Origin of the sequence: Cellulomonas cellasea, assembly GCF_006538745.1 — a bacterium.
In the GTDB taxonomy this organism is placed as follows: domain Bacteria; phylum Actinomycetota; class Actinomycetes; order Actinomycetales; family Cellulomonadaceae; genus Cellulomonas_A; species Cellulomonas_A cellasea.
Window position 1 is genome coordinate 21757 of record NZ_BJLR01000008.1, and the last position, 12487, is coordinate 34243.

General features: G+C 75.5%; 12 protein-coding genes and 1 tRNA gene. 10 read left to right on the forward strand and 3 right to left on the reverse strand.

Going from position 1 to position 12487, the window contains the following annotated elements:
• Window positions 1-5: 5 nt before the first annotated feature.
• Window positions 6-1550 carry a LamG-like jellyroll fold domain-containing protein gene (locus tag CCE01nite_RS03225; protein ID WP_141371968.1) on the reverse strand — a complete coding sequence of 515 codons (1545 nt, stop codon included), beginning with the start codon at window positions 1548-1550 and terminating at the stop codon, window positions 6-8.
• 314 nt (window positions 1551-1864) lie between these two features.
• On the opposite strand from CCE01nite_RS03225, the gene CCE01nite_RS03230 reads away from it, so the two are divergent.
• The 7 genes from CCE01nite_RS03230 (at window position 1865) to CCE01nite_RS03260 (ending at window position 9048) form a co-directional block, all read left to right on the forward strand.
• The gene (locus CCE01nite_RS03230; protein WP_141371969.1) at window positions 1865-3112 is read left to right on the forward strand and encodes a serine hydrolase domain-containing protein; all 1248 of its coding nucleotides are present in this window, start codon (window positions 1865-1867) and stop codon (window positions 3110-3112) included.
• A 116-nt stretch (window positions 3113-3228) separates the two neighbouring features.
• Window positions 3229-4056 carry a TspO-related membrane protein gene (locus CCE01nite_RS03235; RefSeq protein ID WP_034627773.1) on the forward strand — a complete coding sequence of 276 codons (828 nt, stop codon included), beginning with the start codon at window positions 3229-3231 and terminating at the stop codon, window positions 4054-4056.
• Between the two features lie 92 nt (window positions 4057-4148).
• Window positions 4149-4442: a DUF1905 domain-containing protein gene (locus CCE01nite_RS03240; RefSeq protein ID WP_034627770.1), complete on the forward strand. Its 294-nt coding sequence runs from the start codon at window positions 4149-4151 to the stop codon at window positions 4440-4442.
• 143 nt (window positions 4443-4585) lie between these two features.
• Window positions 4586-6511 (forward strand): M3 family metallopeptidase, encoded by a 1926-nt coding sequence (locus tag CCE01nite_RS03245; protein ID WP_034627768.1) that lies wholly within the window; start codon window positions 4586-4588, stop codon window positions 6509-6511.
• A gap of 76 nt (window positions 6512-6587) precedes the next feature.
• Window positions 6588-7178, forward strand: coding sequence for a carboxymuconolactone decarboxylase family protein (locus tag CCE01nite_RS03250; RefSeq protein ID WP_034627766.1), 591 nt, complete (start codon window positions 6588-6590; stop codon window positions 7176-7178).
• A 9-nt stretch (window positions 7179-7187) separates the two neighbouring features.
• Window positions 7188-8081: an RNA polymerase sigma-70 factor gene (locus tag CCE01nite_RS03255; RefSeq protein ID WP_034627764.1), complete on the forward strand. Its 894-nt coding sequence runs from the start codon at window positions 7188-7190 to the stop codon at window positions 8079-8081.
• A gap of 184 nt (window positions 8082-8265) precedes the next feature.
• On the forward strand, window positions 8266-9048 hold the full coding sequence (locus CCE01nite_RS03260) for a hypothetical protein (RefSeq protein ID WP_034627762.1): 783 nt from the start codon (window positions 8266-8268) through the stop codon (window positions 9046-9048).
• Window positions 9049-9200: 152 nt separating this feature from the next.
• Here the strand turns inward: CCE01nite_RS03260 and CCE01nite_RS03265 are convergent.
• A tRNA-Ser gene (locus CCE01nite_RS03265) sits at window positions 9201-9287 on the reverse strand.
• Between the two features lie 183 nt (window positions 9288-9470).
• On the opposite strand from CCE01nite_RS03265, the gene CCE01nite_RS03270 reads away from it, so the two are divergent.
• Complete coding sequence (locus CCE01nite_RS03270; RefSeq protein ID WP_052103857.1) at window positions 9471-10379, forward strand: NAD-dependent protein deacetylase; 909 nt, start codon at window positions 9471-9473, stop codon at window positions 10377-10379.
• Between the two features lie 114 nt (window positions 10380-10493).
• Here the strand turns inward: CCE01nite_RS03270 and CCE01nite_RS03275 are convergent, their stop codons facing one another.
• Complete coding sequence (locus tag CCE01nite_RS03275; RefSeq protein WP_084142571.1) at window positions 10494-10961, reverse strand: nucleoside deaminase; 468 nt, start codon at window positions 10959-10961, stop codon at window positions 10494-10496.
• A 116-nt stretch (window positions 10962-11077) separates the two neighbouring features.
• On the opposite strand from CCE01nite_RS03275, the gene upp reads away from it, so the two are divergent.
• The gene (gene upp / locus CCE01nite_RS03280; protein ID WP_034627760.1) at window positions 11078-11713 is read left to right on the forward strand and encodes a uracil phosphoribosyltransferase; all 636 of its coding nucleotides are present in this window, start codon (window positions 11078-11080) and stop codon (window positions 11711-11713) included.
• Between the two features lie 369 nt (window positions 11714-12082).
• On the forward strand, window positions 12083-12433 hold the full coding sequence (locus CCE01nite_RS03285; RefSeq protein ID WP_034627757.1) for a hypothetical protein: 351 nt from the start codon (window positions 12083-12085) through the stop codon (window positions 12431-12433).
• Window positions 12434-12487: the final 54 nt, after the last annotated feature.

The following is a 12487-nucleotide window of genomic DNA, read 5'->3' on the forward strand; positions in this document are numbered from 1 at the left end:
ACGGGTCAGGACCCGCTCATGCAGGCCATGAACTGCTGCGGGGTGCCGAGCACGCCGTCGTAGGTGCGCAGCGCGCTCACCGCGCCCGCCCACGTCCGCACCGGCGCACCGTCCACGAGCGCCCCACCGAGCCGGAACGGCCCGGATGCGGACGCGGACGCCGGCGCCGGGACGGCGGTGCCCCGGACCGTGTCGCCCTCGCCCGGCGCGGACGCGGAGCCCAGGTCGCACACGTTGAGCTGGACGGTGCCGGCCCCGGCGTCACGCAGGCCGGCGAGCATGACCCAGGACCCGGCGGTCACCGGGACGGTCGAGACGGCCACCGCCGGAGCGGCGTCCGCGTCGGCACCGGGGACCGTGAACGCCCAGCACTCCGACGTGCCCTCGGGGCAGCCGTCGGTGCTCGTACCCAGCTCGAACGCCGCACCCCGCGCGCTGTCCTGGCTGACCGCGGTGCGAGCCGTCCCCGTCGCGTCCAGACGCACGAACGCGAGGACGGACCAGCTCGTGGACGGGTCGACGGCCGCCTGAGCCGTGGTGGCGGAGTCACCGGGCTCGTCGAACAGGAGCGCGCCGTCCGTCGGGCGGTTCGCGAGGTCGGCGAGCACCCCGCCTGTCCAGGTGGTGGTGGCCGAGAGCGTGAACGGCCGGGTCCCGGTGACGTCGACGGCGACGGCACCGGAGCGCTCGTCGAGCAGCCACCGCGCGTCGCGCGACGGGCTGTCGACCGTGAAGCGGTAGAACCGCTCGGCGCTCACGTTGCCCGCGGCGTCGACCGCGGTCAGGCGGATCCACTGCGGGCCGGCCTGCGTCGGGACGTACCGGTAGGTCACGCCCGTCTCCCCGGCCGGGAGCTCGATGCGCGTGCGGGTCTGCAGGTCCTCGTAGAGGAACGCGACGGTGCCGCCGGACGCCGCGGCCTCGAAGCGGAAGTCCCCCGCGACGCCGATCCCGCCCGCGGTCCCGTCCTCGACGTACACGGCGGCGGCGCCGGCGACGGCGCTCACCTCGGGCGCGGCGGGCGCGGTCGCGTCGACGGCGATGCGGCACCGGACCGTCGAGCTCTTGCGGCCCTTCGCGTCCTTCGCCTGGACGCGCCACTCGTACGTCCGGCCGTCCTGCAGCAGCCCTTCCGGCACGCTCACCGCGTGGTCCGCACCGGACGCCTGCGCGCCGCCGGTCACCGGACCCCACAGGCGCTTGCCGCTCGCACCGTCGCGCAGCGTGAACGTCGCCGTCACCTGGTCGCCGTCCGGGTCGGTCAGCGTCGCGCGCAGGGCGGGCGTGAGGCCGCGGACCGCCACGGGCGACCCGTCCGCCGCGCAGCGCGCGTCCGGGTCGGTCGTCCGGAGGTCGGCCGGGGCCGCCGGTGCGTGGTTCCGGGCGGGGTACGCCGCCGACCCGCCGGCCGGCGCGACGCCCGGCGACGCCACCGCCGTCCCGGGCGCGAGGAGCGCACCGGTGGCGAGGACGGCGGCCAGGAGCGCACCTCGCCGGATCCGGTGCGACGTCGCCACCGGGTTGTTCCTGACCTGCATCGACACTCGCACGGCGCCCCCTTGACGCGTCCGGCCGCTCGACGCAGGACCCGGGCGGATTGCCGGTGCGGAGCGACGCCGGTGGCACGGTAGTGGACCGTGCAGACACGCGTGCGGCTTTTCGAGCGCGCAGCCTCGGCAGGTTCACGCCCCGCTGACCTGGGCACACACCGAGCAGGGCGCACGGGGGCCGGCCGCGGCGGCGGGGTGGTGCAGGCCCCACCCCGACACGGCGGGTACCGGCATGGTGGCGGCGGTGCGCCACGACGCACGGTGGACGGGAACGCAACCGACCCCCGACCGGCACGCCCACCCGAGGAGAACCCATGTCGCAGACCACCGACCGCACGCCCCGCAGCACGCGCCCCCAGCAGCCCACCCGCATGTCCGCGCTCGCGCTCGTGTGCACGCTCGCCGCCGGCGCCGCGCTCGCCACGCCCGCCGTCGCGCTCGCGGCCGGCCGCGGCCAGGATCACGGGCCCGGGAGCAGGCCCCGGACGGACGTCGTGCAGCAGGCGCTCGACCGGCTCGTCGACGAGCACGGGGTGCCGGCGGCGCTGGCGAACGTCACGGACCGCCGGGGCCGCGAGCGCGACCTCGTCGCCGGTGCCGGTGACCTGGCGACGGGTGAGCCCGTCCCCGTCGACGGGCAGGTGCGCGCGGGAAGCAACAGCAAGACGTTCGTCGCGGCCGTGGTGCTGCAGCTCGTCGGCGAGGGCCGCGTCGACCTCGACGCGTCGGTCGAGACGTACCTGCCGGGCGTCGTGCGGGGGCCCGTCGACGGGCACGACATCACCGTGCGGGACCTGCTGCAGCACACGAGCGGGATCGGCAGCTTCACCGACGGCCCCCCGTTCGTCGTCGACGGCGTGCCCGCGCTCCGTGCGCTCAAGGACCGGTACATGGAGCCGCACGAGCTCGTCGCGCTCGGGCTCGCGCTGCCGCCGACCCCGCCCGGCGCGTGGTCGTACAGCAACACCAACTACGTGCTCGCCGGCCTGCTGGTGCAGAAGGTCACGGGGCGCCCGCTGGGCGAGGTCGTGACCGACCGCATCATCGAGCCGCTCGGCCTGACCGGCACGTACGTCCCGGCCCGTGGCGAGCGCGCGATCCGCGGCGAGCACCCGAGCGGGTACCACGCCGAGCCGATCGGGTCCGCGCTGTTCGAGCACACCGACATCGACACGTCGTCGTCCTGGGGCGCGGGTGACGTCGTGACCACGCCCGGCGACCTCAGCACGTTCTTCCGCGCGCTCCTGGCCGGCGAGGTCCTGCGCCCGGCCGAGCTCGAGCAGATGAAGGCCACGGTCCCGATGGACCTGCCCGGCATCCCGGAGACGTGGCGCTACGGGCTGGGGCTGCAGTCGACCGAGCTGAGCTGCGGCGAGCTCGCGTGGGGCCACGGCGGGATCATCCCCGGCTACCAGACCGACGGCGGCGTCACGGAGGACGGCCGGGCGATCATGGTCGCGACCACGACCGCGCACTTCGCGCTGCCGACCGACACGGGCGTGGCGGTCTCGGACGAGGTGCTCGCGCTCGTCGACACGGTGCTCTGCTCCGGCCGCTCCTGACCCTCGCTCAGCCCGCCCGACGGGCCCCTCCCCGACCGCACGGTCGGCGGGCGGGGCCCGTCGGCGCGTCACCCGTTCGAGATGCTCAGCATGCTGAGTACCGGCATGCTGGACGCATGCAGACCCCGAGCACGGCAGCCGCTGCCCCCGTCACGTCCCAGGACCGGGTCCGTCAGGTCACCGTCCTGGTCGGTGCCGCCGTCGCCATCGCGGGGGCCGCCGTCGGCTCCGGCGCGTTCGGCGGGCAGCCCATCGCCGAGGCCGCAGGCGGCGCGCTGTCCGCGACCGCGACACCCCTGGCCCCTGACTCCCCCGCGTTCTCCATCTGGTCGGTCATCTACACCGGGCTCGCGGTCTTCGCCGTCGTGCAGGCGCTGCCCCGCCGGGCGACCGACCCCCGCCTGCGCGCGGTCTCGTGGTGGGTGCTCGCGTCGATGCTGCTCAACGCGCTGTGGATCGCCGTCGTCCAGGCCGGCTCGGTCGTCGGCAGCGTCGTCGTCATCCTCACGCTGCTCGCCGTGCTCGCGACGATCTTCGTCCGGCTCGTGCGGATCCCGCACACGGGCGCCGCGACGTCGTGGGTCACGGACGTGACCGCCGGGCTCTATCTCGGCTGGGTCAGCGTCGCGTCGCTCGCGAACATCGCCGCGTTCCTCGCGTCCGCCGGGGTCGGGGAGCTCGGGCTCGGCGCGACGGCGTGGTCGGTGGTCGTGCTGGCCGCCGCGGCGGCGCTCGCCGTCGCGTACGCGGTGTTCGCGCGGACGCGCCCGAGCGTCGTCGTCCCGGCCGGGCTCGCGATGGCGTGGGGCCTCGCGTGGATCGGGCTCGGCCGGACGAACGGGCCGGTGCTCGACGGGACGGTCGCGACGGCCGCGTTCGCCGCCTCGGCAGTCGCGCTCCTCGCGCCGGTCGTGACGTCGCTCGCGGCGCGCCGGCGGGCCTGAGGGCGACGGCCCGGAGGCGACGGGCCTGAGGCGCGACGACGGGTCGAGCCGCACCCGCGACAGCCACCGGTGCGGTGCGGGATGCTCGCGCGATGGAGCTCGAGCTCAGCGGCGAGATCATCTGGTGGCGCGGCCCCTCGCCGTACCACTACGTCCCGGTGCCGACCGAGCAGAGCGCCGCCATCAGAGCCGTGGCGTCGCAGGTCACGTACGGGTGGGGCGTCATCCCCGTGCTCGCGCGGATCGGCGGCACCGCGTGGGAGACGTCGCTGTTCCCGCGGGACGGCCGCTACCTCGTGCCGGTCAAGGCGGCGGTCCGCCGGGCCGAGGGGCTCGAGCTGGGCGACACGGTCACGGTGCGGCTCGTCCTGGGCCCCGCTCGCTGACGGCCGCGACCCGTCGAGCCGCCTGCGGACGTGCGCACGCCGTCGCACCCCGCGCCCGGCGTCGCGCCGTGCCGCGTCGGCCCGCGCCGGACCCGCGCGGAAAGAGGCGGCCGCCCGCACCCGGCCGTGGCTATCGTCGCCTCATGCCCCTCGCGCAGCCCACCGCGTTCCCCGCCGAGCCCGACGCCTGGCCGGCCTACCTCGAGACCACCATCGACTCCGCGCTCGACGACGCCCGCGCCCTCCTCGCTCGCCTCAAGGACGGCACCGCCCGCACCGCCACCGAGGTCCTCGACCTCTGGAACGACGCCGACGTCGCGATCGCGACCGCGTCCTCCGCCGCCCACCTGCTCGCCGAGGTGCACCCCGACGCCGCCCTGCGCGCGGCGGCCGAGGAGCGTGCGCAGGCCGCGGAGGACCTCGTGACGCAGCGCGGCCTCGACCACGAGCTGTGGCAGGTGCTCGCCGCGACCGATCCCGAGGGCCTCGACGCGGCCGCCACCCGGGTTCGCGAGCACGTCCTGCGCGACTTCCGCCGCGCCGGCGTCGACCGCTCGCCCGAGGACCGCGAGCGCCTGCGCGCGCTCGCTCAGCGGTGCACCGAGCTGGGCCTCGAGTTCGCCCGCAACATCCGCGACGACGTCCGCACGGTCCGCGTGCGCCCCGAGCAGCTCGCCGGGCTGCCCGAGGACTTCCTCGCCGAGCACCCCGCCGACGACGAGGGGCTCGTCACGCTGACCACCGAGTACCCCGACCTGCTGCCGGTCCGCACGTACGCGACCGACCCCGGGGTGCGCCTGGCCCTGACGCGGGAGCACCAGCGGATCGGCTGGCCGGCCAACGAGCCCGTCCTCGCGGAGCTGCTCCGGCTCCGCGCCGAGCGCGCCGCGCTGCTGGGCTACCCGGACTGGCCCACGTACGACGCCGAGGTCAAGATGATCGGCTCGGGGACGGCGATCGCCGACCTCGTCGAGCGGCTCGACGCGCTCACGGCGGCCGCGTCGGCCCACGACGTCGACGTGATGCTCGCGCGGTACCGCGAGGACGTCCCCGGTGCCACGGCCGTGACCCCGGCGGACAACCTGTTCTACGAGCAGGTCGTCAAGAGCGAGCAGTACGGCGTCGACGCGCGCGAGGTGCGCGAGTACTTCCGCTACGAGGCCGTGAAGCCCGGAGTGCTCGGCGTCATGGAGCGCCTCTTCGGCATCGCGCTCGAGCGGGTCGACGCCCCGACGTGGCACGAGGACGTCGAGGTCTACGACGTGACCGATGGCGGCCGCGCGATCGGGCGCGTCTACCTCGACATGCACCCGCGCGCCGGGAAGTTCAACCACGCCGCGCAGTTCCCGCTGCGTCCGGGGATCGCGGGCCGGTCGCTGCCCGAGGGCGCGCTCGTGTGCAACTTCCCGACCGGGTTGCTCGAGCACGACGACGTGCTGACGTTCTTCCACGAGCTCGGGCACCTGGTGCACGAGGTCCTGGGCGGGCACCAGCCGTGGGCCATGTTCTCGGGCGTCGCGACCGAGTGGGACTTCGTCGAGGCGCCCAGCCAGCTCCTCGAGGAGTGGGGCTGGGACGCGGGCGTGCTCGCGTCGTTCGCGACGAACGCCGCCGGCGAGCCGATCCCCGCCGCGCTCGTCGAGCGGATGCGGCGTGCGGACGCGTTCGCCCGCGGTGCGTGGACCCGGCGTCAGCTCAACTTCACGGCGCTGTCGTACAGCCTGCACGCCGACCCGCCCGTGGACCTGGCGTCGTTCACCGCCGACGTCGACGCGCGCTTCGGCCCCTACGCGCCGGTCGCGGACAGCCACCAGTACGCGGGCTTCGGGCACCTCGACGAGTACGGCTCCGCGTACTACACGTACCTCTGGAGCCTCGTCATCGCCAAGGACCTGCGCACCGCGTTCACCGACGGGCTCATGGACCCCGCGGTCGGCCGCCGCTACCGCGAGACGGTCCTCGAGCCGGGCGGGTCCGCGGACGCCGCCGAGCTCGTCGAGCGGTTCCTCGGGCGGCCGTCGTCGTTCGCGGCGTTCGAGGCGTGGCTCGCGGAGGGCACGACGGCCTGACGACCGGGTGTCACAGCGCGGCCCCGGCCGGTGTCTTCATGTCGACGGACCCACGACCGACGACACAGGAGCAGCCATGACCACCCCGACGCGCGTCCCCCCGACCGAGATCACCGGCGCCTACGGGAGCATGGTGAAGCTCGTGGCCCGCACGATGTTCGGCCGCGTGCCCGACTCCGTGGGCGTGCTGTGGCACCACCCGGCGGTCATGAAGGCCTCGATGGGCCTCGGGCGCAAGGTCGAGCGCTGGGACGCGCTCGACCCTGACCTGGCGTCGTACGCGGCGATGGCGGCGGCCGCGACGATCGGCTGCGGCTTCTGCCTCGACCTGCAGCACTTCGTCGCGCACAACCACGGGCTCGACGAGGCGAAGGTCCGCGAGGTCCCGCGCTGGCGGGAGTCGGCGGTCTTCAGCCTCCGCGAGCGCCGGGTCATGGAATACGCGGAGACGGCCAGCCAGACGCCCCCGGCCGTGACCGACGCCCTGTCGGACGCGCTCCTGGCCGACCTCGGGCCCGCGGCGCTCGTCGAGCTCGCCGCGCGGGTCGCGTTCATGAACATGTCCGCGCGCATGAACCTCGCGCTCGGGATCCGCTCCGAGCACTTCTCCGACGCGTGCGGGCTGCCGCCGCTCGCCGTCCCGTCGCGTACAGCGGACGGCCGGTAGGGCGTCCCGGTGGCCGACGTCGCACGCCCGCACGACGACCCGTTCGTCGTCCACCGCCGCCTGCTGTTCACCGTCGCGTACGAGATGCTCGGCTCGGCCGGCGACGCCGAGGACGTGCTGCAGGAGTCGTGGCTGCGGTGGGCGTCGGTCGACCGCGCCGAGGTCCGCGACGCCCGCGCCTACCTCGTGCGCGTCGTGACCCGGCAGGCGCTCAACCACCTGCGCACCGTGTCGCGGCGCCGCGAGGACTACGTCGGCGAGTGGCTCCCGGAGCCGCTGCTCACCGGGCCCGACGTGGCCGACGACATCGCGCTCGCGGAGAGCGTCTCCCTCGCGATGCTCACCGTGCTCGAGACGCTCGGGCCCGCCGAGCGCGTGGTGTTCGTGCTGCGCGAGGTCTTCGACGTGCCGTACGACGAGATCGCCGACGCCGTCGGGAAGACGCCGGCGGCGGTGCGGCAGATCGCCCACCGGGCCCAGGCCCACGTCGCCGCGCGGCGACCGCGGGTCCGGGTCGTCGCCGCCGAGCACGAGCGGGTCGTCGCCCGGCTCGTCGCGGCGCTCAACACCGGCGACCTCGACGCGCTCCTCGCCGTCCTCGCGCCCGACGTCGTCGCGGTGGCGGACGGCGGCGGTCGGGTCCGCGGCGCCGCACGGAGGCCGATCGTCGGCGCGGTGCGGCTCGCGCGCTACCTCGTCGGCGGCATGGCGAGGGCCGAGGGGACCCTCGTCGCCGAGGTCGCCTGGGTCAACGGGGAGCCCGGGCTGCGGATGGAGCTCGACGGGCACCTCGTCGCCGTCGTGGGGTTCACCGTCGCCGACGGCCGCGTGACGCACGTGTGGTCGATCGCGAACCCCGACAAGCTCGGGTGGCTCGGCGAGGAGGTGGACCTGAGCCGGTGACGCGGGCGTCGAGGCCGCCGCCGCATCAGGGGCGTCGGCGCCCTCGCCGTTGACAGGGTTGAGAGAATCGGCTCAGACCCCGAGCGCTCGAGGAGGCCCCATGTCGAACCGGAGCTATCGTGGCCTCGACGTCACCGGAGCTCGAGGAGGCCGACACCCCGGCGGTCCTGGGGAGGAGCTCGCCGTGACGCGGCTGACGCTCGGCAACGTCGCCAAGGTGACGGCCGTCGTCGTCTTCCTGCCCCTGCACGCCTACCTGGTGCTCGTCATCGGCGCGGTGCGCAAGGACCTCAGGACGTCGCTGGAGGGCCTGCTCTACGCCGGGGCCTTCTCCACGGCGGTGTTCGTGCTCGACCCGTGGGGGCCGCCCGCCCTGCTCGCGCTGACGGCCATGGGCGCCTCGGGCGTGCGCTCCTGGCACCTGCGCGACCTGTGGCTGCCGGCGCGTCGCCCGTGGTGGAAGCGCGGCCCGGCCGCAGCGTTCACCGTCATCGAGGCGGTACGCACGCGCACCATCCCCGCCACGGGGTCGGAGCACCTCCCGTCGGCGGTCGCACGGGTCCGCAGGCAGGCCGACCGGAACAGGCACCGACTGCCGGGGGACGCGCACCGGACCGTCCTGCACATCTGCCAGGTGCTGGACGCCGTGATCGCGGCCGAGCAGCGTGCGCCCACCGCAGACCCGCGGTTCGAGTACGAGCTGGACGCGGTGGCCCGCGAGTACCTGCCGGCCGTGCTCAGCAACTACCTGGCGATCGCGCCGAGCAGGCTGCAGGAGCGCCAGCCCGACGGGCGCACCCCCGACGAGGAGCTGACCGAGCAGCTGCGGATCCTCGCCGGCCAGGCCGAGGCTCTCGACGCGAGCCGCCACCGTCGCCTGACGGCAGAGCTGAGCACCACCGGCAACTTCCTCCGGGACAAGTACGGGCACCGCCAGCTGGACGTCTCCGACTCCCGCGTCCCCTGACTGCCGCCGCGCCGCCCGCACGTGTGCGCGGGTGCTGCGGCCCGCCCCATCGACCGGCCCGGGCATGACGGAACCCCCCGCGAGGAGCCCGTCCGGGCCCCCGCGAGGGGTTCTGTCACTTCACGGGCCTGACCTGTGTCAGGACCCCAGAGCGGTAGCGGTGGGATTTGAACCCACGGTGGACTTTCACCCACACACGCTTTCGAGGCGTGCTCCTTAGGCCGCTCGGACACGCTACCTCGCCGAGAAGGGTACCCGGTCGGAGGCCGTGGTCCGTAATCGGGCGGTCCGAGGCCCCCGCAGCCCGATCCGCGCCGCCCGCGCGGCGTCCCCGCACCGCCCCCGGCGGCGGTCGTCGGCAGGCACGTCCTGACCGCACCGCTCACCGGGAACCGCGCGCGGCCGCGTCGTACCGTGGACCGGTGCCCCTTCCCCCGCCGACGCCGGCGGCGACGACCGCCACACCGCCGTCGGTCCCGCCGTCCGCCGCCGCGCCGCGCACCGGCACGGCCGCCGACGCCGTCGCGCTCCTCGCCGGCAGGCGCGTCACCGCCCTCACGGGCGCGGGCGTCTCGACGGACTCGGGCATCCCCGACTACCGCGGCCCCGACTCCCCGCCGCGCAACCCGATGACGTTCCAGCAGTTCGTCGGCGACCCGGCGTTCCGGCGGCACTACTGGGCGCGCAACCACGTCGGCTGGCGGCACATGCGCCGGACGGAGCCGAACGCCGGGCACCGCGCGCTGGCGGAGCTCGAGGCGCGCGGGGTGCTCGTCGGCGTCATCACGCAGAACGTCGACCTGCTGCACGAGGAGGCCGGGAGCGTCGACGTCATCGACCTGCACGGCCGGTACGACCGCGTGGTCTGCCTGAGCTGTGGGCACGTCGTCTCCCGGGCCTCGCTCGACCGGCGGCTCGACGAGCTCAACCCGGGGTTCGTCGAGTCGGTCGGCGCCGCGGTCGGGGACGTCGAGATCGCGCCCGACGCCGACGCGGTGATCGAGACGACCGCGCACTTCCGGGTGGCGGACTGCGAGCGCTGCGACGGGATGCTCAAGCCGGAGATCGTGTACTTCGGGGAGAACGTGCCCAAGGAGCGGGTCGCGCGGGCGTTCGCGATGGTCGACGCCGCGGACGCGCTGCTCGTCGCCGGGTCGTCGCTCACGGTGATGTCGGGGCTGCGGTTCGTGCGGCACGCCGCGAAGGCCGGGATGCCGGTCGTCATCGTCAACCGCGGGCAGACGCGCGGCGACCCGCTCGCGACGCTCAAGGTCGACGCGGGCACGTCCGAGGTGCTCACCGAGCTGAGCCGGTCGCTCCCGCCGGTCTGACCCCCGGCCGGCGTCCGCACGCCGTGCCCGACGCCGCGCCGGGAACCCGCCACCGTCCGGCGTCGGCCACCCGGCCGCCCGGGCCGGTGTCCCGCGGGAGCGCGCGCCGCGTCCTCAGCCCGTCCGGTGCCCCGCGAAGAAGTCGCGCAGCACCGCGCCGCACTCGTCCTCGCGCACCCCGCCGACGACCTCGACCCGGTGGTTGAGCCGCCGGTCGCGCACGACGTCCCACTGCGACCCGCACGCTCCCGCCTTGGGGTCCCACGCGCCGAGCACGAGCCGCGGGACGCGCGCCAGGACGGTCGCCCCCGCGCACATGAGGCACGGCTCCAGCGTCACCACGAGGGTGCAGTCGTCGAGCCGCCACCGCCCGAGGGTCACCGACGCCGCCCGCAGCGCGAGCACCTCGGCGTGCGCGGTCGGGTCGCCCGCCGCCTCGCGCGCGTTGCGGCCCGTCCCGACGACGGCACCGCCGGGCCCGACGACGACCGCGCCGACGGGCACGTCCCCGGTCGCGAGCGCCGCCCGCGCCTCGTCGAGCGCGAGCCCCATGTGCCGCGCGTCGTCGGCCGTCCCGGTCATGCGCCCATCCTCCCGCAGGCCCCGCCGCTGTCCCGCACGCCGGCGCCACGCCGTCGCACCCGAGCCCACGCCCTCGCGTGCCGTCCCGGAGTGTGGACGGACGGTAGGTTGGCCCCATGCGCCTGCACGTCGCCGACCACCCGCTCGTCGCCCACAAGCTGACGGTGCTGCGGGACAAGGACACGGCCTCCCCCACGTTCCGCCTCCTCGTCGACGAGCTCGTGACCCTCCTGGCCTACGAGGCCACGCGCGAGGTGCACGTCGAGCCGCACGAGATCGAGACCCCGGTCGCGCGGACGACGGGCACCAAGCTCGCCGACCCGCGCCCGCTCGTCGTGCCGATCCTGCGCGCGGGCCTCGGGATGCTCGAGGGCATGACCCGCCTGCTCCCGACGGCCGAGGTCGGCTTCCTCGGCATGCAGCGCGACGAGACCACGCTCGAGGCGATCACGTACGCGAACCGCCTGCCCGACGACCTGTCGGGGCGTCAGTGCTTCCTGCTCGACCCGATGCTCGCGACCGGCGGCACGCTCGTCGCGGCGATCGACTACCTGTTCGCGCTCGGCGCGCGCGACGTCACCGCCGTGTGCCTGCTCGCCGCGCCCGAGGGCCTCAAGGTCGTCGAGGACGCCGTCGGCGACCGGGTGGACGTCAAGGTCGTCGTCGCGGCCGTCGACGAGCGGCTCAACGAGAAGGCGTACATCGTCCCGGGCCTCGGCGACGCGGGCGACCGCCTGTACGGGGTCGTCTGACCGCACCCGTCCCCGCCCGGCCCGAGCCTCACGCGGGCAGGTCGCGGCCGGACGCACCGGCTCCTCGTCCGGCCCGGTCCCCCGCGCACGCGTCGGGTGCCGGGCCGGACGTCTGCCCGGGCCGTCTCAGCGCTCCGCGACCGCTTCTCACCGGCTGAGACCATCGCGCATAACGGTTGGCCGGGCTGCGCCACGCGTGTGAGGCTTCGACCGTGATCTCCCCGCACCGCGCCGACCGCACCTGTCCGGTGCGCCGTGCGACGTATGCGGTACACGCAGCGACGTGTCGCTGGTCCTGACCACCCGGACCGCCCACCCGCCGCCCCCGGCACCCACGCACGCTGCTGCCACGCACCCCGGAGACACCTCATGAGCCTGCCCGCCGACCTCCCGCCGTCGTTGGTTCCCGCGCGGCCCGCGCCCGACCCCGTCGCGCCGCTCGCCGGCCGCGCCGGGCTGATCCTCTACGTCGGGCTCGCGTCCGAGGAGGACACCACGGCCGCGACCACGACCCGTCCGGAGGACATCGCCGCCGCGGCGGAGATGCTGCGCGACCTCGCGCGCGAGCTGCTCCCGGCGGCCGAGACGTTCACGGCGCTCTCGCTCGTCCCGACCCCTGCGCAGCCGGACGACGTCCGCACCGTGCGCGACCGGGTCACGCGCCTCCAGCTGCTCGACGCAGCCCCGCACGTCCTCGGCGGCTCGGGGGACGCCCGCTGAGGACCCGCGCCGCCGGGCGACCGAGGTCGGGGGACCACGTCGCCCGGCGGCGCG